Here is a 22632-nt window from a genome sequence, read left to right as displayed (position 1 = left end):
GCCTCCTAGTAGACCGTGCCGACGAGCTGCGGGCGACCGCTCTCCTCATCGACCTCGGGAGCGTCGTCGGGGCCGGCCTGCGCGGCGCGCTTGATCAGGCGGAACTCGACCACGGCGAGCGTGCCGTAGATCGCGGTGAAAGCGATCAGCGAGATCAGGACCTCGAGCCCACTCACTCCGGGCGAGACACCGTCGGCGGTCTTCAGCAGCCCGAAGACGAGCCAGGGCTGTCGGCCCATCTCGGTGAAGACCCAGCCGATGATCATCGCCATCAGTGGGAGCGGAGCCGCCCAGATCGCGATCGTCCACATCCACGGCTTCGGCTCTCGCCCCTTCCTGGTGAACCAGAGTCCGGCCGCCGCGACGCCGATTGCGAGGACGCCGAGCGCCATCATCCAGCGGAACGACCAGTAGGTGACCCAGATGATCGGGGTGTAATCGCCCGGTCCGTAAACCTGCGTGTACTGCGCCTGGAGGTCATTGATGCCCTCGACCGTGCCGGTGAAGGTGTGCGTCGAGAGGAACGAGAGCAGGTACGGGATACGGATCGAGAACAGCTCGCTCGAGCCGTCGGGAGTCCCCCAGGTGAAGACCGAGAAGGAGGCGTCGATGCCGGTGGAGGTCGTATACAGCGCCTCCGCCGACGCCATCTTCATCGGCTGAGTGTCGACCATCGCGAGGCCGAGCGAATCACCGGTGACGAGGGTCAGAGCGCCGCTGATCAGCATCATCCAGGCGCCGAACGTGAGCGCCGGCCGCATCGTCTCCAGATGCTGGTTCCGCGAAAGGTGGTACGCCGCGACGCTGATGATGACGGCAGCCGACACCATGAAGCAGGCGAAGATCGTGTGCGGGAACGCCGCGAGCGCGACCTTATTCGTCAACAGCGCCCAGATATCGGTGAGTTCCGCGCGGCCCTTCGTCTCGTTGATCCGGAAACCGACCGGATTTTGCATGAAGGCATTCGCCGCGATGATGAAGTAGGCCGAGAGCGTGGTGCCGAGAGTGGTCAGCCAGATCGTGGCGAGATGCAGCTTTTCCGGCAGCTTGTCCCAGCCGAAGATCCACAGGCCGATGAAGGTGGCCTCGAGGAAGAAAGCAAGCAATCCTTCGAAGGCGAGCGGAGCGCCGAACACGTCGCCGACGAAGCGGGAGTAGTCACTCCAGTTCATCCCGAACTGGAACTCTTGAACGATGCCGGTCACCACTCCCATCGCGAAATTGATGAGAAACAGCTTCCCGAAAAATTTCGTCAGCTGGAGGTAGTGCACCTTTCCGGTACGCACCCAGCAGGTCTGAAAGATCGCGACAGTCAACGCCATGCCGATGGTCAGCGGCACGAAGAGGAAATGGTAGATCGTCGTCAGACCGAACTGCCATCTCGACAGCAGAAGCGGATCCAGGAACTCGTTCACGGCTCTGAGAGTAGGTCGACTCTGGCGCGCGGACCGCCTCGATCCCCGGACTGGAGCGGATGTGCGGGCGTGCAGAGCCGGGCTACGAGACTGTGACCAGGGCGCCGTTCGCAGCTGATAGTGAGAGATCGGTCCCCGTGTCGCTCGATGTCGAGTCACTCCCTCTTGACGTCGAGCGACTCCCCCACACGATCACTGCCGAGCAGCCCTGGTCACCGCTGAGCCACCGGCAGCAGGACTCTCGACGCCGAGCGATTGCACAACCGCTCAGCGATACAGGACTCCGCCCGACCGTTTCAGCCGTGCACATCCGCGACTTACTGTTGGAAATCCGTTCACCCAGCTCAGCCGGCGTCGACGCGGGAGCGAGCACCCGAAAACCAGCGCGGAGCCTGGAAGCCATACCTCAGCACCGGCAGGTCGCGGGTCAGTCGCCAATAGCCCAAAGCCCCCGCCACGCCGATCGCGCAGACCAGGAGCGGTACGACCGGGCCGATCGCGTCGAGCCAACGCTGCCCGTCGAACAGCAGCAGCGCGCTCGTCGCGAGCGACACGAAGAGAACGTGAACCACATAGACCGGCAGGGTGTTGCGGCCAATGACGGTGATCCAGCCCGCGCCGCGTCGAGGAGCGAGAAAGCGCGCGACGATGAGGCCGGCCAGCACCGCGAGCACACTCACCAGCACCAGACCGATCGTCAGCAGCGGGAAACGGCCGCGCACCGCGAGGATCACACCGGCAAGCGCAAGGAAGAGGACGCCACAGCCGAGGCCACTGAGGATCCCGCGCCGCTCGACGAAGGCGATCACCGCCGTGCGCAGGTACAGGCCGAGGAGAAAGAACATCAGATAGCGCGCCATGCCATCCCAGGCGATATTGCCGGTCCCCTCAGACGTGCTGGAACGGACCGCATACCACAGCACCGCGATCGCGGTCGCAACCCCGATCTGCACCCGCCAGTCGATCCGGCCCTGGGCGAGCTTGGCCACCACGAAGAAGATCGTCAGCGCGTAGAGAAACCACAGTCCGTTCTGCGGCATCACGGGCTGCAGGAGGAGCGCCAGCGGGTCGGACTCATCGGTCCCGCCCGGATTGGGAACGACGAGGAAGAAGAGAAAGCGCACCACCGACCAGAGCAAGAACGCCCAGACTAAAAGGCTCAGCCGCGACCGCCAGAGCTCGGACCACGAGCGCGTCAACACAGAACCGGCGAACAGGCCGGAGGCGAGGAAGAACAGCGGCATCCGGAAAGTAATCAACAGAAGGTTGATGTCGTTCCAGACGTCCGGTGCCAGACCGGCCGTAGTCGTCCACTGCACCGAATGCGCGAGGGCGACCAGGATGATCGCCATGCCCTTAGCGGTGTCCACCCAGGTGATGCGTGCGCGTGCCATGAGTCCTCATTGGGGTTGTCCGTCACAAAACGGCCGGCGGCATCAGCGACGGCGGCGCGGAGCAAGTGTCGCACAGCTGTGCATCTCCTGTGACGTGTCAAATGTTATTCGGGCCGGGCATCCACATCACTCCGATTTCTCCTCTCCCTCACCGGATTCTTTCGAGAACCCCCTCACGCCCCCGCCGATGCCCGATGATCGACGCATGGCTCGAGCGACGACCCCCACCACCGGCCGCTCCCGAGCGACGACCCGCCTCCTGCTGATCCTGCTCGCCGTGGCAGTGGTCCTCGCGGCCGTCGCGACTGCCCTGGCGCTGAACTCCCGGTCCGGAGGGCAGGCAGAACCGCCAGCTCCCGCCGCCACCTCCTCTGTCGACATGGCCGAGCGGATCGCCGGCCTCGAGACGCGCTTTGCCGCCGGCTTCCCGCAGCACAGCATCGTCCTCACCGGCAGCTCAACGATCGGACGCTGGACGACCTCGAAGGAGGACCTGCGCCCGCTCGAGACCTACAACATTGGGATCGGCGGCACGACCGTCGCCGATCATCTCGCGTGGCTCGACCGGATGGTCGCACCCTTCGACCCGCGCGCCGTCGTCGTCTACGTCGGCGCCAACGACATCAGTGGCGAGGCCGATTCTCGCACCGGCCCCGAGACTGCTGAGGCGGTGATCGAGTACCTGCAACGCCTCGAAGACATCGCTCCGGATGCCGCCCTCTACTACGTCGAGATCGCCGAGACTCCCGCCCGCGAGTCGGTTCGCGACGAGGTCCGTGCCGCGAACACGGCGATCAGCGCCTACACCGAAACCGACGACCGGGTCACCTTCATCTCCACCGCGCAGGCGCTCCTCACCGCCGACGGCAGGATCGACTCCTCCCTCTTCGTCGACGACGGCCTGCACTTCACCGAGGCGGGCTATGCGCGCTTCGCCAACGCGGTCCGGGCCGTCCTCTTGGCCGATCTGGAGTAACCGTGCGGACGCGCCACGGAGAGTGCCGCCAAGCATCATTGCGACTAGGCTGCTTCAACTGACGCATAAAGAAGACGGAGGATCGACGATGCGCAAGATCAGGATCGGCGGGCCGGAGGCGGGCACCGCGGAGACCGGCAGACTCAGCGCTGCGACTCGAAGCCGCTACGGCATGAAGATAAAGACGACCAGATTCAGCACGTCACGGTCGAAGCCGGGCTCCGTCACGTCAGTGGACCGAGTTCGTGCGGAGGCGACTCCCACTCGGTCGAACCCGACGAACGGCTCGCGAAAGACGACGATCGCGAACGCGAGAGACGACCGTGACGCGCGCAGCTCCCTCGAACCGCAACTTCGCGCTCTGCTGCAGGCCATCGTCGATCAGGCACAGGGTCTGGATCTGGACCGGATCGTGCACTCGGGCGGCGGCGTCGAGAGCGTCGTCTCCAAGATGTTCGCGAGCGTCCCGGGCGCCAACTACTACGACGAAAAGATCGGTCCTTTCTACGACACAACGGGCCTGCGGACGTGGAAGGGCATTACTCGGCAATCGATCGACGGACAGGTCGAACGGGGCGATCTGCTCTGCGTTCGCACGAGCGACGGACATCGCCTCTATCCGGCTTTCCAGTTCGAGGGCCCGGAGGGCACACCTCTTCCGCAGCTTCGCCGTGTCCTCGCCGCGCTGGACCCTCGAGGGATCGACGCCTGGGGCGACGCGCTCTGGCTGAGTAGCGCACTGCCTGAACTCGACGGTGCGACTCCGGCGCAGGCGCTTCGTCAAGGCCGGATCGCCGAGGTGCTTGCGCGAGCGAGCCGCGCCGGCTCGCTGTGGGCGTCGTGAGCCGCTCCGACGTCGCGCAGCAACGGCCGGGGACCGATCAGAACCTGAGCGGGTTCCCGTCCGTCTCTCTCGACGCCAAGGTGACATGGCGGGCTCATGCGTCGGATCTTTCGCCGTGGTGGTTCAGCACAAGTGGCAGAGGACGGTTTGACCTTCCGACAGACGGATCGGACGGTACGTGCTACATCGCCGACGATGTCCGGACGGCTGTCCGGGAGAGCCTGGGTGACAGGATCGTCCCGGACCAGGTGCTCACGCCCGCGGCGGCAGCGCATTTTCGTGTGTCCGCGGTCCTTCCCCCGGCAGGAGGCGCTTACGCAGCGGTGACGTCCGTCACCGCAGACGAGCATGGCGTCACGCGCGAACTCACGACGATGACCGACTACACCATCACTCAGGAGTGGTCCGCAGTGCTGCACGCAGCGGGCTTCGACGGCATCCGGTACTCCTCGCGGTACACCAGCGCCTCGGGCCCCAACGCCTGGGCGCTGTTCGGACGGCAAGGCAGAAACGATGAGCTGCAGGTCGACCAATCGAAAGAGATCGACGGGATCACCGCGTGTGCACAAGCGGGGGTGCGAGTCCTTGATTCGCCACCGCTGCGGCGATCGGTGACGGTTCTCCCGCCGCCGGCCACTTAAGCCGCCACAGACGTGGTGGTCGCCGCCAACGACCGTCACTTTTGCGCACGCGCGGCGCGACAGCAGGCGCGGAGGCGGCCGACGCCCAGCCGAGCGCCCCTACGATCAAGCCATGCCGAGCACCCCCACCCGCCCCCGGAGCCGTTGGTGAACGACGTCCTCAGTGGTCTTCTCGACGTGGTCGTGAGCGTGCCGCCCGTCTGGCGCACGCTGCTGGCCGGGCTCGCCATCTTCTTCGAAACGACCATTCTGGCCGGGCTGATCGTTCCCGGGGACACGATCGTCATCGTGAGCGCTACCGGCGTCACGAGTCCACTGCAGTTCGTCGCCCTCGCGGTCACCGTGGTGATCGGTGCGCTCTGCGGCGAGTCGCTCGGCTTTTACCTGGGGCGCTGGTTCGGCCCGAGGATCCGCGCCTCACGCCTGGGTCGCCGCCTGGGCGAGAAGAACTGGCTGCGCGCCGAACGGTATCTCGATCGCCGCGGCGGGATCGCGGTGTTTCTCTCGCGCTTTCTGCCGGTGCTGCACTCGTTAATCCCCCTGACGGTCGGAATGAGCGGTATGCGCTACCGCACCTTCATGGCGTGGACAGTCCCGGCCTGTGTGCTCTGGTCTTCCGCCTACGTGGGCGTCGGGACGGCCGCGGCCGGCAGTTACCGCGAACTCTCCGAAAACCTGCACGGAGCCGGCTACGTGTTCGTTGGCGTTATCGTCGCGTTCGCTCTGCTCGTGCTGCTCGGTAAGAAGCTGCTGAGCAAAGCGGAGGCGCGTCACCTCGACGAGTGACGCGCCTCCGGCCGTGTCCGCGGAGGATCAGCCGACGAGACCCGCCGACTTCAGCCACTCGCCCGCGATCGCCGAGGCCGACTTCTGGTCGTTGACGCTTTCGGAGTTGAGCGAGACCAGGTCATCCGCCGTGAGCTTCGCGCTGACCGCGTTCAGCACCCCGGCAGCCTTATCGGTGATCTTGTTCGACACGATCGGAACGACGTTGTCGGCGACGAACAGGCCGTCCGGGTCCTGGAGCGCGACAAGGTCGTTCTTCTGGATGTTGGGGTCTGCGGTGTAGATGTTCGCCAGCTGGATCTGGTTGCTGGTGAGCGCATCGACCGTCGTCGATCCGCCGCTGTCCTCGATCGCCTGGAAGGTCGTCGTGATGCCGTACTTCGACTGCAGGGTCTCAGGCCCGTACGGGCGCGTCTGCAGCTCGGAGTTGCCGCCGACGACGATCGGGTCGGTGACATTCTTCAGCGACGCGATGTCGGTCAGCTTCCACTTATCCGCGAAGCTCTTGGTCACGGTGTAGGAGTTCTGGTCGCTGGCGTCAGCCGCATCAAGGGCGCGGAGGCCGTCGGGAAGAGCCTCGCCGAGCGCCGAGTACACGGCGTCCGCGGTGGTCGCGGTGGCGTCGGGCTGGAGCGCCTGGAGGAGGCTTCCGTCGTAGTCGGGGAAGACGTCGATGGATCCGCTCTCGATTTCGGGCAGATAGATCTCGCGCTGGCCGATGCGCAGCTGTCGGTCGACGGTGAAGCCATCGTTCTCGAGCGCCTGCGCGTAAATCTCGGCGAGGATCTCGTTCGAGTAGTAGTCCTGCGAGCCGACGACGATCGTCTCGCCACCCGCCGTCGCACCCGATCCCTCAGCGAGCGGATCGCTCGAGGAACACCCTGCCAGTGCCACGACGGCACCGACCGCGAGTGCGCTCAGCGCGACACGGCCCTTCGTGAAATGTGCTGTGAACATTGCTATTTCCCTTCGTCGATGGGGATTCCCACCACCGCGCGTCGTCGGGACGACGAGGCGCGGAATCCTGTGCGGCCGGCGGTGCCGGCGAGTCCCAGCACGACTCCGCGGGGCACCGCGAGGCGCTGAAGCACGGCGAAGATGACCTCGCCCACCAGCGTCAGCAGGATCACGAGAATCGAGCCAGCGAGCATCTGCGGATAGTCGCCCGATTTCACGCCGCGGAAGATGTACTGCCCAAGACCGCCGGCGCCAATGTAGTCGGCGAGCGTGGCCGTCGCGATGATTTGCAGCGTCGCCGAGCGCAGCCCGCCGAGCAACAGGGGCAGGCCGAGCGGGACCTCGACCCGCGTGAGGATCTGCCACTCCGTCATGCCGAGAGCGCGCGCGGCGTCGATGGTGCGGCGGTCGACCGCCTCGAGCCCCGAATACGCCCCGGCCAACACCGACGGGATCGCGAGCACGACGAGCGCGATCAGAGGCGCACCCAGACCGAGACCCAGGCTCATGGCCGCGAGCACCAGCACGCCGAGCGTAGGCAGAGCGCGCAGGCCGCCGGCAATCGGGACCGCGATGCCCTTGCCGCGCCCGGTGTGCCCGATCACATATCCGATCGGGATCGCGATTGCCGCGGCGATCACCAGCACCAGGAGGCTGATGCCGACGTGCTGGGCGACGCGGGTGGGGATTGGGTAGTCCCCGGTCCAGTGCGCAGGATCGGCGATCCACGCGAAGGCTTCGGCGATCAGGTTCACGAGATCACCGCCTTCTCGACGGCATCCGAGCCGCGGGCGCGACGTGCCCGATCGAGCGTGGTCCAGGGCATCAGGAGTCGCCCGATGAGCACGAGTAACCCGTCGAGCACCAGCGCGAGCGCAATCGTCAGCACGATGCCCGTCAGGATCTCACCGGTGATGCCGCGCTGAAAGCCATCGGTAAACAGCAGGCCGAGGCTCTGGATGCCGAGGACGGCGCCGACGGTCACGAGGCTGACTGTGCTGACGGTCACGACCCGCAGCCCCGAGAGCAACACGGGCCCCGCAAGCGGGAACTCGACGCGCCAGAACCGGGCCCAGCCCGAGTAGCCCATCGCGGTCGCCGACTGGCGGACGTCCTGTGACACGGCGCCGAGCGCGTCCGACGTGGTCCGCACCATTAGCGCTACTCCGTAGAAAGTGAGGCCAATGATCACGTTGGCGCTCGAGCGCAGCGGAATGCCCAGCAGGACGGGGAGCAGGATGAACATGGCCAGCGACGGGATCGCGTACAGCACGCCGAGCCCGGTCAGGAGGGTGCCGCGGCTCCAGCGATAGCGGTTGGCGAACCAGCCGAACGGAAGCGAGACGACGAAGCTGAGGAGGATCGGTGGCACCGAGAGGGCCAGGTGCGCCAGCAGGTTCGCGACGATCGCGTCCGTGTTGTTGACGACCCAGGTCACTCGACCGAGCCGTTCTGTGCCCGAAGCACTCCCGTCGGGCGCCCGTCGCCGTCGATCACGATTCGCACGCCGTCGCGCTCCTCAATCCGCAACGACCGCTTGCCGCGGTCCGCCCCGACGAAGCCCGCGACGAACTCACTGGCTGGCCGCGCGAGGATCTCGGCCGGCGAGCCCTTCTGCGCGATCCGGCCGCCCTTCTCGAGGATCACCACCTGATCGCCGAGCAGGAACGCCTCGTCAATATCGTGAGTGACGAAGACGACGGTCTTGTCGAGCTCGTCCTGCAGCCGCAGAGTCTCGCGTTGCAGGTCGGCCCGCACGAGCGGATCGACGGCCCCGAAGGGCTCGTCCATCAGCAGGATGTTGGGGTCGACGGCCAGGCCGCGCGCGACTCCCACGCGCTGCTGCTGCCCACCAGAGAGCTGGCTGGGATAGCGGGTGGCGAGCGAACGATCGAGGCCCACCGTGTCCATCAGTTCGAGTGCACGAGAATGCGCGGGCTTCTTAGCGACGCCGTTCAGCCGAGGCACGGTGGCGATGTTGTCAATCACTCTGCGATGCGGAAGAAGACCCGAGTTTTGCATCACATAGCCGATTCGCCGACGCAGGGCAACGGCCGGGAGCGAAGCGATGTTCTCGCCGTCGATCTCGATTGTGCCCGACGTCGGTTCTATCATGCGGTTGATCATGCGCAGGATGGTGGTCTTGCCGCACCCCGACGACCCGACGAAGACCGTGGTCTGCCGCGACGGCAAAACCAGGGAGAAGTCGTCGACGGCCCTCGTGCCATCCGGGTACCGTTTGCTCACTCCGCGGAATTCGATCACGCCCGTGCCTGCCTTCGCGCCGCCGTACTGCGTGCCTTGACCCACCGGCTCCGATCAGAACCGACGGTTAGCAAAACATCATTCACAGCGAGGCGCCAACCCGGATGTCGAAGCATTGCGCGATTCGACGAAGGAGGCTAGGCCGTTGGCTCTGACGGCGACGAGACGTCTCCGTAGTGCTCGACCATGTAGTTGCGCAGCAAGATGCGGCTCTCGTCGATGAATCGCTGATCGCCACTCGGATCAATCAGGAAAGCTCGCGTCAGCAGCGCGTCGGCGACTTCGATCGTGACCTCGAGGCGGAAAGACAACTGGGCGCCGCCCGGCAGACCGTACTCGGACGCGAGGATCTCGGCGAACCGACGGGCGAAGAAGCCGGCCTCGAAGGCCTCTCCTGCGACCTCGGGCGCGTGGATGGTGTCGACAAAGCGGATCGACCGGAAGCCCGGTTCGTTCCGGTGCATCTCGACGAAGGCGTCGATCGAGCAATCGACAGCGCCCCACCAGGTGGCCGGCTCGGTGTCGCGGATCTGGGTGATCACGCGGCGGCGGAAGCGCTCGAGCGCTCGCTCGCGCAAGGCTTGGAGGACCGCGATGCGGTCGGGGAAGTAGCGATAGACGGTGCCGATGGCGGCACCGGCGCGCTCGGCGACCATCGCGGTGGTGAGGCGGTCGAAGCCCACCTCATCGACGACGGACGCGGCAGCGTCAAGTAGGGACGCGAGTCGGGCGGCGCTTCGCACCTGCACGGGCTCGTTCCGAACCTGGGGCGATTCGCCGAACGGGCGGTCGACGAGATTTCCAAGAGGCACGGCGGGCTCCTTCGGTCGGGGTTCCTACAATCGTACGCACGTCGAGCAGTTCTCGGTGTCATCTGATGGAATGTTTCTCGTGTTCGGCGCGCTTTGCGGCGCGTCCGCGCCGTTGAGAGGCCTCAAAGAGCAGGAGAACCCCATGTGCGGACGATTCGTCCTGGCACAGACCACCGCCGACCTCGTCGCGCTCTTCGACATCGACGAACCGGACGCGGACCTCCCAGAGCCCTCCTGGAACATCGCGCCCACCCAGCGGATCGCCGTGGTCGCCGAGTCGATGAAGGGCGTCGAGGAGGGCAGTCCACCGCGCCGCAGGCTAGCGGGCGCCCGGTGGGGGCTGGTGCCCCGCGCCGCTGCCGATCCCTCCGCCGGGCCACCACTGATCAACGCCAGGATCGAGTCGATCGCCGAAAAGCCGTCCTTCCGCGAGTCGTATGCCGCCCGACGCGCGATCATTCCTGCCTCCGGCTGGTACGAGTGGCAGGTCGGAGCCGATGGCACACGATCGCCGTTCTTCGTGTCGCCCCAGGAAAATGCGCTCGTGCTCTTCGCCGGTCTCTACGAGTGGTGGCGCTCCAGCCGGCCGGGTGCCCCGTGGCTCCTCTCGGCGACGATTCTGACCCGCCCCTCGGCCGGAGCGCTCGCTGGCGTGCACGAGCGGATGCCCGTGCTGATGCAGCCCGAGCTGATCGAGGAGTGGCTCGACCCCGTGACTCCCGGTGGCGGCGAGCTGCTCCGCACCATGGCGGAGGGCGCCGCCGAGCTCGCCGACAACCTCACGGTGCAAAGGGTCGGCAGCGCGATCGGCTCCGTGTCGGCCGCTGGACCGGACCTGATCCGGCCCGTGGAGGCATGACCAGCCGGTGGCGGGACGGCACGCATGAGAGCGCGCTCACCGCATACGAAGCGCGTCTGCCACACTGGGCGGATGCCGCTGACGCCCGAGAGCAAGCCCCTGAGCGCGAGCACGGCAGAGGTCCTGCATCGCGCCGCTCGACTTGAGGACAAGCTCCACGCCTTCCGAATGGGTCGGGTGCAGCGCAAGGGCCATCTCCCCCGGGTCATCCCCTACACCGGCTACGGCACGACCACACAGCTGCGGGTGCTCGCCCGTGTCCTCTACACGCGGCCGACGCCTCCCGGTGTCGAGGAAGTGCGGCCGGTGGAGGGCGTTCGCGGCTGGCGGAGCTTCACGAGCGTGTTCGTCAGCGGAGCAGTCGTCTCGGTCGAGGTCGACGGGCAGCGGCACGCAGTGACCGCCGACCGCGGTGGCGTCATCGACGCGGATCTGCCGATCACTCTCTCCCCCGGGTGGCACACCATTACCCTCTCGACCGCCGAGTCCAAGCCTGTCGAGGCGCCCGTCTTCATCGTGCGGCCTGAAGCCCGCCTCGGTGTCGTCTCCGATGTCGATGACACCGTGATGGTGACCGCGCTCCCCCGCCCGTTCGTGGCGGCCTGGAACACTTTCGTCCTCGACGAGCACGCGCGGATGCCCACTCCCGGCATGGCAGTGTTCCTTGACCGCTTCGCTCGTCAGTACGAGGGCTCGCCCGTCATCTACCTCTCGACAGGAGCGTGGAACGTCGCTCCGGCGCTGACGCGATTCCTCTCGCGGCACCTTTACCCGGCCGGTGCCCTCCTTCTGACCGACTGGGGGCCCACGCACGACCGTTGGTTCCGCAGCGGGAAGCAGCACAAGGAGGAGAACCTCCGCCGACTCGCTAAGGAGTTCCCGGACGTGCGCTGGCTGCTGGTGGGGGACGACGGGCAGCACGACGAAGAGATCTACTCGGACTTCGCGCACGAGCATCCCGACCATGTGGCCGCTATCGCGATCCGGCAGCTCTCGACGGGAGAAGCGGTGCTCGCGGGCGGCCGGTCGACGGCGCAGGACCGCTCCCGCACGAGCGGTACACCGTGGGTCTACGCGCCCGACGGCGCCGGCATCTCGGAGCAGCTGAGGGAACTCGGCATCCTCTAACGCACCACCCAATCACGACGGAGCCGCCCGTTCCCCCGAAAGGGAGGGGCGGCTCCATCGGACGGCGCGGACTACGCCTGGTGTGCGGCCTGGAGGTCGAGCGTGATGGTGACCTTCTCGCCGATGAGCACGCCACCGGTCTCGAGGGCGGCGTTGTAGGTGAGACCGAAGTCGGTGCGGTCGATCGTCGTCTTGGCGGTGAGTCCGGCCTTGTAGTTGCCGTACGGGTCGGTGCCGAAGCCGCCGAACTCGACCTCGAAGGTGACGGGCTTCGTGGTGCCCTTGATGGTGAGGTCGCCGTCGACGAGGAAGTCGTCGCCGTTCGGGCGGACCGCGGTCGACACGAAGCGAATCTCGGGGTACTGCTCGGCCTCGAAGAAATCGCCGGTTCGGAGGTGGCCGTCGCGGTTGGGTTCGTTGGTGTTGACGGAGGCGACCTCGGCGGTGGCCTCGACCGTCGAGTCGAGCGGGTTCTCACCCGTGGTGAACGTCGCGGTGAAGCGCTCGAACTTGCCCTTGACCTTGCTGATCATCAGGTGGCGAACGCTGAAGGCGACCTCGCTGTGGGTGGGGTCGATGGTCCAGGTGCCGGCCTTGTAGCCGGGGATGGTGATGATGTCGGTCATTGTTTCTCCTCGAGAGTGACGGTCGTCGCGGGGAGGTCGTCCCCCTCCGATGTATGCAAGCGCATCGACGTCGATCAGTATTGCATGTAGCGACAACTATTTCACCTCCGACTCTTCGTAGAGTGCACGCAATCGGCCCGTCGATGGGCGCCACGCCCCGAACGGGGGCGTCTGTGCAGGCGAGCCTGTTCCCTCTCCGCGGAGTCAGCGGTCGGCCGAGGGAGGATTCCGGATGCCCAGCAGAGAGACGGCCCCGCCCACGAACAGGAGCGCCGCCGTTGCCACCGCCGCCCGGGAGAAGCCCGCGACGTCGAGCGAACCGTGGACGACGAAGGAGGTCGCGGCGATCGCCACAAGGCCCGCGATGCGCGAGACGGCGTTGTTCACCGCGGACCCGACCCCGCTGTGCTCGTTCGCCACCGCGCCCAGGATCGTCGAGGTCAGCGGCGCCACGGTCACCGCGAGACCCAACCCGAAGAGAAGAATCCCGGGCAGCAGGTGGGTGACGTACTCGGCCGACTCATCGACGACGGAGAGGAGGAGGAAGCCGAACCCGGCCAGGAGAGGGCCGACGCCCATGAACAGCCGCGGGCCGAACCGCGCCGAGAGGGTGCCGAACACCTGCGAGAGCAGGAGGAGCAGGATCGTGGGCGGCAGCGTCGCTAGGCCGGCCATCGTCGCCGAGAAGCCCAACGTCTGCTGCAGAAAGAGCCCCAGGGCAAAGAACCCGAACGACAGCGCGCCATAGACGAACGCCGTCGAGACATTGCCGACCGTGAAGTTGCGGGAGGCGAACAGCGAGAGCGGCAGCATCGGATGCGGCGCGCGACGCTCCCACAGCACGAAGGAAAGGAGAGCGGCGACGCCTCCGATCAGCGCGATCAGGACGAGCGGATGAGCAAGACCAAGGTGCTCCTGTTCGATCAGCGCGAAGACCGGACCGCCGAGTCCGACCACGCCAAGCAGCGCGCCCACACCGTCGATCGGCACACGACTCCCCGAGTCGACCGCGCCGAGCCGGCGTAACAGCACGAGGGTAACGGCGATGGGCAGGATATTGAGGGCGAAGACGTAGCGCCAGGACCCGGCGTCGACGAGAAGGCCACCGAGGAGGGGGCCGGCGATCGTCGCGGTCCCCGTCCACGCCGTCCAGGCGCCGATGGTCCGGCCCTGAGCGGCTCCGTGCACGGTCGCGATAATGAGCGCGAGCGAACTCGGCACCAGGATCGCTCCTGCGGCGCCCTGCAGCATCCGGGCGACGATGAGCACTTCCGCCGTCGGCGCGAACGCGCAGAGCAGCGAGGTGACACCGAAGCCGATCAGACCGATCATCATGCTGCGCGCGCGCCCAATGCGGTCGGCCAGCGAACCGGCGACCAGGATGAGCGCGCCCAGAGTGATGAGGTAGCCGTCGACGACCCACTGCTGCACCGCAAGACCGCCGCCCAGCTCACGAGTGATCGCGGGCAGCGCGACGTTCACGACCGTGCCATCGAGGAAGGCGACGAAAGAGGCGAGAACGGCCACCACGAGAACCGCGCGGCGGCGCGTCTCGGCGGGGTCGATGGAAGAGGTCATGCGTGGGCTCGGCTCACGTGTTCACCGTACCCGTGGGCGGCGTGGCGCGCCGGGTTCAGCCGCGTCGCCTACTCTCGTAGCCATGTCTGCGCAAGGAACCGCCCGCAGCGGCGTGCTCGCTCGAGTCCTCGGGATCGTCGGGGCCAGTCTCGCGGGAGGGCTGCTGATCACTGTCGGCGTCACTCCGGCGCTCGCCGTCACCGGACTCGCCTCCAACAATCCGATCGGCCTGTTCGAGACCGTGCCCGAGTATCTTGAACTCGGCCAGCTGGCCCAGAAGACCGAGATCTACGCGAAGCGCACCGACGGCTCTGACGAACTACTCGCTTCGTTTTACGCGCAGAACCGCGAAGAGGTCGCCTTCGACCAGGTGAGCCAGTTCGCGAAGGACGCCGCGATCTCGACGGAGGACCCCCGCTTCTACGACCACGGCGGGGTCGACCTCCAGGGCACGATCCGCGCCGTGCTCACCAACCTCGTCGGCGGCGACCTGCAGGGCGGTTCCTCGATCACTCAGCAGTACGTGAAGAACGTCCTGGTGCAGAAGGCGGAGGCACTCAGCGCAACCGATGAGGACGCCTCCGCCGCCGCCTATGCAGAGGCGACGGCGACCACTCCCGGCCGCAAGGTCAAAGAGATGAAGCTCGCCGTCGACCTCGAGAAGAAGTACAGCAAGGACGACATCCTGCTCGGCTATCTCAACATTGCCGGATTCGGCGGACAGGTGTACGGGATTCAGGCAGCCGCCGAATACTACTTCTCGACCAACGCGGCCACTCTCAGCCTCGCTCAGGCCGCCAGCCTGATCGCGACCGTCAATAATCCCAACAGCCTCCGTATCGACGACCCGGAGAACATCTCGGCCAATAAGGGACGCCGCGACTACGTTCTCGGTCAGATGCTGCAGGAGGGCAAGATCTCGCAAGCCGACCACGACGCCGCCGTCGCGGAGGAGGTCGTCCCCGCGATCACACAGACGCCCACCGGCTGCCAGACCGCGGGAAACGCGGCGTTCTTCTGCGACTACATCACCCGCGTCGTCCAAAACGATCCGGCCTTTGGCGATGACGATACGACCCGCTTCGCGAACTTCCAGCGCGGCGGCTACAAGATCTACACGACCCTCGACCGCGACCTCCAGGACACCGCGGCCAACGCGACGAACAATGCGGTGCCGAAGGTCCCGACTCTCTCAACCAACATCGGCAGCTCGACAGTCTCGATGGAGGTCGGCACCGGCCGCATCCTGGCGATGGTGCAGAGCAAGGACTACGACGCGGCGGGCTCGCTCAACGGGGCGAATTTCTCGGCCGTGAACTTCAACACCGACACTGCCTACGGCGGCTCAGCAGGGTTCCAGGTCGGATCGACGTACAAGGTGTTCACACTGGCGCAGTGGCTCGCGAGCGGGCGGACGCTGAACGAGACGATCAACGGGCGGGAGCGGACCTTCCAGGGCTTCCCGGCCAGCTGTGCGCCGGGTGGCGAGAACAACTCCCCCTTCCCCGTGAGGAACGACGACAGTGAAAACGGCAGTTACAGCGTGCTCACCGGAACGATGAAGTCCATCAACACGGTGTACGTGTCCATGGCGCAGCAGCTCGACCTGTGCGCGATCCGCGACCGAGCCGCCGCGTTCGGGGTCAAGGCGGCCAACGGCGGGACGCTCGGTGCGCAGCCGTCCTCGGTGCTCGGCTCCGACTCCAACATCTCGCCGCTGTCGATGGTGACGGCCTTCGCCGGCCTCGCCAACAACGGCAACGCCTGCTCCGCGATTGCCATCGACTCCATCACCGACCCGACTGGAGCGGCGGTGCAGCCACCGGTCTCCACCTGCAACCAGGCCCTCAGTCCCGAGCTGACGGCGGTCGCCAACTATGCCCTGCAGCGGGTCGTGACTTCGGGAACCGCCGCGCAGTCCGATCCCTCGGACGGGATCGAGCACATCGGAAAGACGGGCACGACGGACAACGCCGAGTCGACGTGGATGGACGGTGCGAGCTCGCGGGTCGCCACGGTCGTCTGGGTCGGCAACATCGACGGGCACACGTCGATGCGCGAGGTCCGCTTCCCCAACTCCGACCTCGGCACCCGGCCGTATGCCTCCAACATCCGCCACTACATCTGGAACTCGGTCATGACCCGGGCCGATCAGAAGTACGGCGGCAGCGCCTTCGCCGCGCCGACCAGCGCACTGCTCAACGGCCGCCAGATCGCGGTGCCGGATGTCTCCGGCCGCTCAGTCGCCGACGCCACCGAGGCTCTCCAGGACCTCGGCTTCGACGTGACGAAGGGCGCCACCGTCGACTCGGCCGCGCCCGCCGGCACGGCCGCGGGCACCACTCCGGCCGCGGGGACAACCGTCGCCCGCTACTCGAACATCACGCTCCAGATCAGCAATGGTTCGCAGGCTCCCGCCGTGCCCGCACCTCCTGCGACCGGTACGCCGGATCCGACCGCGCCTACGGCGACGCCGACAGCGGATGTGACGGAGTGAGCTTCGACGCGGAGTTCCTTGGGGTCACCGCCGCGGCGTTGCGTCCCTCGTCCGAGCGGGAGGTGCGGCTGCTGTCGTACACGCACTTCGAGGTGGTGCTCGCTCCGGAGCGACGTCTGGCACTCGCGACCGCCGTGAACATCGACGGTGCTCGCCTGGTCGACCTCGGCCGCGGCGACGACTGGCACCTCGACGAGCGCATCCCGGCCTCCGAGCAGACCGGCCCGGAGGTGTACGCCCGCAACAACCTCGACCGCGGCCACCTCGTGCGCCGCCGCGACCCCGTCTGGGGCGAACCCGCCGACGCGCGTGCCGCCAACCACGACAGCTTCTGCTACACGAATGCCGCTCCACAGGCCAGCGGGTTCAACCAGTCGCAGGAGTTGTGGCTGGGACTTGAGACGCTGGTGCTCGAGTACGCGCAGACGTGGCGGACCCGGCTCAGCGTCTTCACCGGCCCGGTCCTCGCCGACGACGACCCGGAGTACCGCGGCGTCGGCATCCCTCGGCGATTCTGGAAGATCGCGGCGTGGAGCCCGGACGGAGCCTCACTCGCGACGAGCGCCTACCTGCTCGATCAGAGCGACCTCGTCGAGCGCGTCAGCGAGAGCCTTGTACCGCTCGGCGGCTTCCGCACGTTCCAGCTGCCCGTCGCCGAGATCGGGTCGCTGACCGGGCTCGACGTCGCGGCTCTGGCCGACGCGGATGTGCTGCCGAAGACGGGGATGCTCTCGGAGCCGTGGCGCGAACTCTCGAGCGCCGAGGACGTGGCGAACGGGCTCCTCCCCCGCTGAGTCGGCGACGGGAGCAGGATGGGTGTGTGACAGATCCCGTCCTCGTGGAAATCGACTCCGGTGTCCCCCTGCTCCGCGATCCGCGAGCGCCGCTCGTACATGTCGACGAGGCCGGTTACCTTCGCGGTGACGGTGTCTTCGAGACGGTGGCGGTCCTTCGAGGCCGGCCCCGAGCGCTTCCCGAGCACCTCGACCGGCTCGACGCGTCGGCGCGTGCAATTGGGCTGTCGATCCCCGAAGCGGCGATCTGGTCGCGGGCACTCGATCTCGCTGTGGCCGAGCACGAGGCGGTCGACGATCTGACGGTGCGGTTCGTCGCGGCGTACGGCAGGGACGACACTGCGCGGTGCACGGTCCGCGCCTCCCCCACGCCGGATGCGCGGGAGCTGCGGGAGCGCGGGGTGGCGATTGTCGTGCTCGACCGGGGCTACGCGAGCGGGCCTCTGGCGCCGTGGCTCCTGGGTGGAGTGAAGACAACCTCGGGCGCGGTCACCCGGGCGGCCTTGCGCGAGGCCGCGGCGCGCGGTGCGGAGGACGTCGTCTGGCGGACGAGTGACGGGCTGCTTCTCGAGGGAGCGACGTCGAGCCTCGTGCTGCTCGTGGACGGTGTGCTGGCGACGCCGTCCTCGAGTGGGGTGCTCGCGGGGACGACCGTGGAGCGCATCCTCGCGCTGGGTGTGGAGCACGGGCTGGAGCCAGCGCGGCGCGAGCTACCGGTCGCGGCGCTCACGGGGGCGGAGGCGGCCTGGCTAGTGTCGAGCACGCGGCGAGCGGTGCCGATCCGCGCTGTGGACGATGCCGTACTGCCGGTGCATCGGGAGCTGACGGCGACGTTCGAGACCGGACTGCTCGCCTGAGGCGAGCCGCCTCGACGGCCGGAACGGACACGCACGGGGTTACGCCGACTCCGCACGGGCGTGCGCGGTGTGCGGGCCGACGCCTGCTTTCTCGGCATCGTGCAGGTCGCTGAGGGTGTCGACATCAAGCCGCACGGTCGAATTCGACGGCAGGTCGACGAGGGCGCAACCCGCGGCGCGGTGGCGTGCCAGCGAGTCCGGTCCGAACGCCGGAGTGATGAGCGCGCCAGCAGCGAGCAGAAGCGCGGTCGTGCCGCTCCCCTCCCGATCGGGCACGACCGCCGGGAGGGAGGTGGCCACGGCGAGAGCCTGCTCGAGGTCGGACGTCAGCAACGCCGGCAAATCCCCGGTCAGCACGATCACGGGAGCCTCCGGGCGCAGGCGCAGAGCCGCCGCGCTGCCGGCGGACACGGCGGAATCGAGGCTGCCGGGATCGGGCACGACGACGAGTTCCGGATGCTCGATGCGCGCCCGCTCGGCCACGACGGTGTCCGAGGTCACCAGGAGAAGCGCCGCCACCGCGGCCGCGGCCGCAGCGAGCGTGTCGAGGAGGAATGCCTCGGCGAGTTCCCCTCGTGCAGCGACGTCGAGGCGAGTCTTTGAGTTCCCACGCCCCTTGAAGACAACGACGGCGCTCCAGGGGGGTGTCACTCGCGCTCTCCGCGGGCCGCCGCGACTCCCGCCGCGTAGCCCTGGGCGAACGCCTCGTCGGCGCCCAGCCGGAACATGTCTTCCGGCCCCGTCCGGGTGAGCGAGCGGGCGCCAGGGGCATCCAGCCCGCTCACCAGCCGGGACAGCCCTCGAACGACCGCGACAGGACGGCCGTTGGCCTTGCCCTTCACCAGATCGCCGAGCGCGGCGATCTCATCCGCCACGGCGGGCAGGGTGACGGCGAGCGCGCGACCGAGCGCATCCACCCCGCCGCGCAAGTCATCCACGACGAGCACCCCCGCAGCACCGATCGCGGCGTCGGTTTGGCCAATGCGCCAGGCGCGGCCGAGGGTGTCGCTCACCAGCACGCCGACGCTGATGCCGAGACGCTCACGGAGCCCCGCGCAAAGCGCCCGGGCCGAGGCGTCGGGATCGACGGGGAGGAGCAGCACGGTGCCCTCCGTGACGTTGCTCGCATCGACTCCGGCCGCCGCCTGGACGATGCCGAGGCGGTTCTCGACGATGCGGGTGACGCCGGTGGCATGGGACCGCGTGGCGACGACACGGACGGTCTCGGCGGTGATGGCGTCCTCGCGGTCGGCCGCGGCGACGACCCGGCCCTCGGCCTTCGAGACGATCTTGCTGGTGACGACGAGGATGTCGCCGTCGACCGGTCGGTCCTCGGTGTCTGCGGCGGAGGCGGCTGCGAGGATCAGCTCGAGCAAATCGTCCTCTGCGGTCACCTCCGGGATGCCGTCGAGGGCCCAGGCTTGCACACGCGCTTCGCTCACCGGTCCATTCTCTCGGCTGCGACCTCGGACGTCGCGCGAGACGCGGTGTGGGTCAGGAGGCGGCGAGGTAGGCGGCGACCGCGCGCGGGACATACGGGGCGACGTCCCCACCGAGGGACGACACTTGGCGGACGAGCGAACTCGACACGTGCGCGTGGGCCGGGTCGGGCAGGAGGAAGACCGTTTCGACGTGCGCCAGATTGCGGTTGACGATCGCCATCGGGGTCTCGTAGGCCACGTCGACCTGCGAGCGGATGCCCTTCACCAGGATGCTCGCGCCCACGTCGGTGCAGTAGTCGACGAGCAGACCCATGCTCCAGGAGGCGACGACGATCCGTCCCGCGATTCCCGCCTCCGCGATCGACTGCTCGATCAGAGCGACCCGCTGCGAGATCGGCAGCAGCGCAGACTTGCCGGGGTTGTGCACGACCACGACGTGCAGCTCGTCGACCAGGCGCGCGGCTCGCTCGATCACGTCGAGGTGCCCCAGAGTGACGGGGTCGAAGGAGCCAGGGACGACGGCGATGCGGGCCATGCCGACAGCGTAGGGGACGCGGGCTCGCCGGCGTCTGGCCCGGGCAAGTCGCAGCTAGCTCTTGGCCAGGAACTCCCGGTCGCGGTCCTGCACCCGGCGCTCCAGAGCGGCGCGGAGCAGCTCGTGCGCGGCAAGCGTTGGATCCTCCTCGAGGAGCCGCTCCGCCAGGGCTCGCGCCTCGACGATGACGTGGGCGTCCTGGACTACGCGTAGCAGACGCAGCGAGGAGCGGCCGCCAGACTGCGAATCGCCCAGCACGTCGCCCTCGCGCCGCAGCTCGAGGTCCACCTCGGCGAGCTCGAAGCCGTCGAGGGTCGCGGCGACCGCCTCGACCCGCTTCCGCGCGAGGGTGCCCTCCTCCGCCGCCGTGACGAACAGGCAGACGCCTGCCACGCCACCGCGCCCGATCCGCCCGCGCAGCTGGTGCAGCTGCGAGACACCGAACCGCTCGGCGTCGAGCACCACCATCATCGAGGCGTTCGGCACATCGACGCCCACCTCGATCACGGTGGTCGAGACGAGCACGTCGATGTCCCCGGCCGCAAACGCGCGCATGACGGCGTCCTTCTCGTCGGTGCTCATCCGACCATGCAGGGCCGCGGAGCGTCGCGTGCCGAGCAGCGGATGCGCGCGCACGCCCTCGATCGTCGCCGCGACCGTCGAGAGCGGCGCGGCGGTCGGAGCATCCTCCGCGGCGCGCTCGGTCGGCTCACCCGGCTCGATCGCCGGGCAGACGAGGTAGACCTGGTGACCGGCGCGGATCTCCTCCTCCGCCCGCTCCCACGCCCGGGCGATCCACGCAGGATGCTCGGCGAGCGGCACCACGTGGCTCGTGATGCCGGGGCGGCCGGCGGGCAACTCCCGAATGGTCGAGGTGTCGAGGTCGCCGAAGACGGTCATCGCGACGGTGCGCGGGATGGGCGTGGCCGTCAGCACGAGCACGTGCGGCGGCTTCGCCCCCTTGCGCCGCAGTGCATCGCGCTGGTCGACGCCGAACCGGTGTTGCTCGTCGATCACGACGAGTGCGAGGTCGTAGAAGGTGACTGCATCGCCGAGCAGCGCGTGTGTGCCGACGACGATCTTTGCCGTGCCCGAGACGATCCGCAGCAGTGCGGAGCGACGCTCAGCAGCTCCCAGCCCGCCGGTCAGGAGCGTCGGCACGAGTTCCGTCGCGAGTTGGGGCCCCAGCGTGCGCACGATCGAGCGCAGATGCTGCCCGGCCAGGACCTCGGTCGGCGCGAGCAAGGCAGCCTGGCCGCCGCTCTCGGCCACCGTCAGCATGGCGCGGAGTGCGACGAGCGTCTTGCCCGAACCGACCTCACCCTGCACCAGCCGGGTCATCGGGCTCTCGGTCGCAAGGTCGGCCTCGATCTCACGACCCACCGCGCTCTGTTCGCCGGTGAGGCGAAAAGGCAGGGCGGAGTCGAAACGCTCGAGGAGGCCGCCGGGCGAGGGCACGCGGGCGGTCGCGGAGGTGCTGCGCGCCGAGGCGCGGCGCTCGAGGAGGGCGAGTTGCAGGAGGAACGCCTCGTGGAAGCGCAGTGTCTCGCGCGCCTGCGCCTCCTCGCCCTCGCGCTGGGGCCGGTGGATCAGCTCGAGCGCGTCGCCGAGCGGCAGCAGCGCACGGCCGAGCCATACCGGCTCCGGCATCGGGTCGGGCACGTCGCGCAGCCCGTCGAGGAGCACGCCGATCGCCGCCTGGAGCTGCCAACTCGAGAGCGCACTCGTCGCCGGGTAGATCGGGATAGGCCGCTCCGCCCAGTCCTTCGCTAGTTCGGCGCCGCCCGAGGTCACGGCCGCCTCCTCGTCGTCGAAGAGCCGGTAATCGGGATGCGTGAGCTGCGGAGTGTCGCGGAACATCGAGACGGTACCGGCGAAGATCCCGCGCACACCACGGTGCAGCTTGGCCGCGCGCCACGGCTGCCCGAAGAACGTCAGCGAAAGGGTCCCCGACCCATCCGAGATGACGACCTCGAGCAGCGTGCCCCGTCGGTTGCGCATCGGGCGCTCCCGCACCTCGCGCACCTCCGCGACGATCGTGACGCTCTCACCAATGGGCAGTCGCGAGAGCGCCGTCAACTCACCGCGCTTGGCGTAACGGCGCGGGTAGTGTCCCAGCAGTTCGCCGACCGTGCGGTAGCTGAACGCCTTCTCGACCGCACCGGCGGTACGAGGCCCGATCAGCGGCGCGAGAGAGGCGTCGAGGGGGTCCGAGATCACCTAGCG

At 67.9% G+C, this 22632-nt stretch carries 22 protein-coding genes; 9 read left to right on the top strand and 13 right to left on the bottom strand.

The genetic code is table 11. The features are described from left to right. Window positions 1-5: 5 nt before the first annotated feature. Together B0H03_RS09895 and B0H03_RS09890 are read right to left on the bottom strand one after the other, a co-directional pair. On the bottom strand, window positions 6-1415 hold the full coding sequence (locus B0H03_RS09895) for a cytochrome ubiquinol oxidase subunit I (RefSeq protein WP_104264509.1): 1410 nt from the start codon (window positions 1413-1415) through the stop codon (window positions 6-8). Window positions 1416-1759: 344 nt separating this feature from the next. Further along, entirely contained in the window at window positions 1760-2809 is a 1050-nt protein-coding gene (locus B0H03_RS09890) for an acyltransferase family protein (protein WP_104264508.1), read from the bottom strand. A 205-nt stretch (window positions 2810-3014) separates the two neighbouring features. Here B0H03_RS09890 and B0H03_RS09885 point away from each other — a divergent pair, with 205 nt between their 5' ends. The 4 genes from B0H03_RS09885 (at window position 3015) to B0H03_RS09870 (ending at window position 6056) form a co-directional block, all read left to right on the top strand. Continuing rightward, window positions 3015-3785: a DUF459 domain-containing protein gene (locus tag B0H03_RS09885; protein WP_160487327.1), complete on the top strand. Its 771-nt coding sequence runs from the start codon at window positions 3015-3017 to the stop codon at window positions 3783-3785. A gap of 88 nt (window positions 3786-3873) precedes the next feature. Further along, a complete protein-coding gene (locus B0H03_RS09880; protein WP_104264507.1) occupies window positions 3874-4629 on the top strand; it encodes a hypothetical protein in 756 nt (251 codons plus the stop codon). Then, window positions 4617-5270 (top strand): RES family NAD+ phosphorylase, encoded by a 654-nt coding sequence (locus B0H03_RS09875; RefSeq protein ID WP_104264506.1) that lies wholly within the window; start codon window positions 4617-4619, stop codon window positions 5268-5270. The genes B0H03_RS09880 and B0H03_RS09875 overlap by 13 nt, the downstream gene beginning before the upstream one ends. A gap of 147 nt (window positions 5271-5417) precedes the next feature. After that, entirely contained in the window at window positions 5418-6056 is a 639-nt protein-coding gene (locus B0H03_RS09870; protein WP_104264505.1) for a DedA family protein, read from the top strand. 27 nt (window positions 6057-6083) lie between these two features. Here B0H03_RS09870 and B0H03_RS09865 read toward each other — a convergent pair whose 3' ends face one another. The 5 genes from B0H03_RS09865 to B0H03_RS09845 form a co-directional block, all read right to left on the bottom strand. Beyond that, window positions 6084-7013: a glycine betaine ABC transporter substrate-binding protein gene (locus B0H03_RS09865; protein WP_104264504.1), complete on the bottom strand. Its 930-nt coding sequence runs from the start codon at window positions 7011-7013 to the stop codon at window positions 6084-6086. Window positions 7014-7015: 2 nt separating this feature from the next. Then, complete coding sequence (locus B0H03_RS09860; protein ID WP_104264503.1) at window positions 7016-7768, bottom strand: ABC transporter permease; 753 nt, start codon at window positions 7766-7768, stop codon at window positions 7016-7018. Beyond that, on the bottom strand, window positions 7765-8451 hold the full coding sequence (locus B0H03_RS09855; RefSeq protein ID WP_104264502.1) for an ABC transporter permease: 687 nt from the start codon (window positions 8449-8451) through the stop codon (window positions 7765-7767). The genes B0H03_RS09860 and B0H03_RS09855 overlap by 4 nt, the downstream gene beginning before the upstream one ends. Beyond that, window positions 8448-9278, bottom strand: coding sequence for an ABC transporter ATP-binding protein (locus B0H03_RS09850; RefSeq protein WP_104264718.1), 831 nt, complete (start codon window positions 9276-9278; stop codon window positions 8448-8450). Before B0H03_RS09850 ends, B0H03_RS09855 begins: the two co-directional genes overlap by 4 nt. 137 nt (window positions 9279-9415) lie before the next feature. Beyond that, window positions 9416-10090: a TetR/AcrR family transcriptional regulator gene (locus tag B0H03_RS09845; RefSeq protein ID WP_104264501.1), complete on the bottom strand. Its 675-nt coding sequence runs from the start codon at window positions 10088-10090 to the stop codon at window positions 9416-9418. Window positions 10091-10232: 142 nt separating this feature from the next. Here B0H03_RS09845 and B0H03_RS09840 point away from each other — a divergent pair, with 142 nt between their 5' ends. Beyond that, window positions 10233-10949: an SOS response-associated peptidase gene (locus tag B0H03_RS09840; protein ID WP_160487325.1), complete on the top strand. Its 717-nt coding sequence runs from the start codon at window positions 10233-10235 to the stop codon at window positions 10947-10949. Between the two features lie 72 nt (window positions 10950-11021). Continuing rightward, window positions 11022-12077, top strand: a complete 1056-nt coding sequence (locus B0H03_RS09835) for an App1 family protein (RefSeq protein WP_104264499.1) — start codon at window positions 11022-11024, stop codon at window positions 12075-12077. A gap of 71 nt (window positions 12078-12148) precedes the next feature. On the opposite strand, the gene B0H03_RS09830 is transcribed toward B0H03_RS09835, so the two are convergent. Beyond that, window positions 12149-12703 carry a YceI family protein gene (locus B0H03_RS09830; RefSeq protein ID WP_104264498.1) on the bottom strand — a complete coding sequence of 185 codons (555 nt, stop codon included), beginning with the start codon at window positions 12701-12703 and terminating at the stop codon, window positions 12149-12151. 204 nt (window positions 12704-12907) lie between these two features. Next, window positions 12908-14281 carry a DHA2 family efflux MFS transporter permease subunit gene (locus tag B0H03_RS09825; RefSeq protein ID WP_104264497.1) on the bottom strand — a complete coding sequence of 458 codons (1374 nt, stop codon included), beginning with the start codon at window positions 14279-14281 and terminating at the stop codon, window positions 12908-12910. A gap of 82 nt (window positions 14282-14363) precedes the next feature. Between B0H03_RS09825 and B0H03_RS09820 the strand changes: the two genes are divergently transcribed. From B0H03_RS09820 to B0H03_RS09810, 3 genes are read left to right on the top strand one after another with little or no spacing between them, the layout of a single operon-like run. Beyond that, entirely contained in the window at window positions 14364-16778 is a 2415-nt protein-coding gene (locus B0H03_RS09820; protein WP_160487324.1) for a transglycosylase domain-containing protein, read from the top strand. After that, window positions 16775-17572: a DNA/RNA non-specific endonuclease gene (locus B0H03_RS09815; protein WP_241560406.1), complete on the top strand. Its 798-nt coding sequence runs from the start codon at window positions 16775-16777 to the stop codon at window positions 17570-17572. The genes B0H03_RS09820 and B0H03_RS09815 overlap by 4 nt, the downstream gene beginning before the upstream one ends. Before the next feature lie 26 nt (window positions 17573-17598). Next, window positions 17599-18429: an aminotransferase class IV gene (locus tag B0H03_RS09810; RefSeq protein ID WP_160487323.1), complete on the top strand. Its 831-nt coding sequence runs from the start codon at window positions 17599-17601 to the stop codon at window positions 18427-18429. A 39-nt stretch (window positions 18430-18468) separates the two neighbouring features. Here the strand turns inward: B0H03_RS09810 and cofC are convergent, their stop codons facing one another. The 4 genes from cofC to B0H03_RS09790 are packed head-to-tail and all read right to left on the bottom strand — an operon-like array spanning window position 18469 to window position 22626. Continuing rightward, the gene (cofC, locus tag B0H03_RS09805) at window positions 18469-19080 is read right to left on the bottom strand and encodes a 2-phospho-L-lactate guanylyltransferase (RefSeq protein WP_104264494.1); all 612 of its coding nucleotides are present in this window, start codon (window positions 19078-19080) and stop codon (window positions 18469-18471) included. Then, window positions 19077-19871 carry a coenzyme F420-0:L-glutamate ligase gene (gene cofE / locus B0H03_RS09800; protein WP_241560407.1) on the bottom strand — a complete coding sequence of 265 codons (795 nt, stop codon included), beginning with the start codon at window positions 19869-19871 and terminating at the stop codon, window positions 19077-19079. Before cofE ends, cofC begins: the two co-directional genes overlap by 4 nt. 52 nt (window positions 19872-19923) lie before the next feature. After that, window positions 19924-20406 (bottom strand): pantetheine-phosphate adenylyltransferase, encoded by a 483-nt coding sequence (coaD, locus tag B0H03_RS09795; protein WP_104264492.1) that lies wholly within the window; start codon window positions 20404-20406, stop codon window positions 19924-19926. Window positions 20407-20460: 54 nt separating this feature from the next. Continuing rightward, a complete protein-coding gene (locus B0H03_RS09790) occupies window positions 20461-22626 on the bottom strand; it encodes an ATP-dependent DNA helicase RecG (RefSeq protein WP_104264491.1) in 2166 nt (721 codons plus the stop codon). Window positions 22627-22632: the final 6 nt, after the last annotated feature.

It is taken from the genome of Rathayibacter iranicus NCPPB 2253 = VKM Ac-1602, assembly GCF_003149025.1.
Taxonomy (GTDB): Bacteria; Actinomycetota; Actinomycetes; order Actinomycetales; family Microbacteriaceae; genus Rathayibacter; species Rathayibacter iranicus.
Note: the sequence above shows the minus strand (reverse complement) of the source record. Positions and strands in the feature narration are given on the sequence as shown.